Here is a 253-nt window from a genome sequence, read left to right as displayed (position 1 = left end):
AAAGTTCTGGATCGTGCCTGAATGGCTAGAGCCACCAGAAGCAGACGCAACTAACATTAAGTTAGACCCAGGTCTTGCATTTGGTACAGGTAATCACGCAAGTACTTTCCTATGCTTACAATGGCTGGGTAAAACTGACGTTAAAGATAAAATCGTGATTGATTATGGCTGTGGTTCAGGCATTTTAGGCGTAGCAGCTTTGTTACTAGGCGCTAAAAAAGTATATGCCACAGATATTGACCCGCAAGCTGTT

Annotated in this window: 1 protein-coding gene; it reads left to right on the top strand. The window is 43.1% G+C overall.

The genetic code is table 11. The annotated features are described in order from the left end of the window. A partial coding sequence (locus tag AC3II9_RS22095) for a 50S ribosomal protein L11 methyltransferase (RefSeq protein WP_489158875.1) occupies positions 1-253 on the top strand: 253 nt, incomplete at both ends.

The organism is Lysinibacillus sp. RU7, assembly GCF_057837305.1.
Note: the sequence above shows the minus strand (reverse complement) of the source record. Positions and strands in the feature narration are given on the sequence as shown.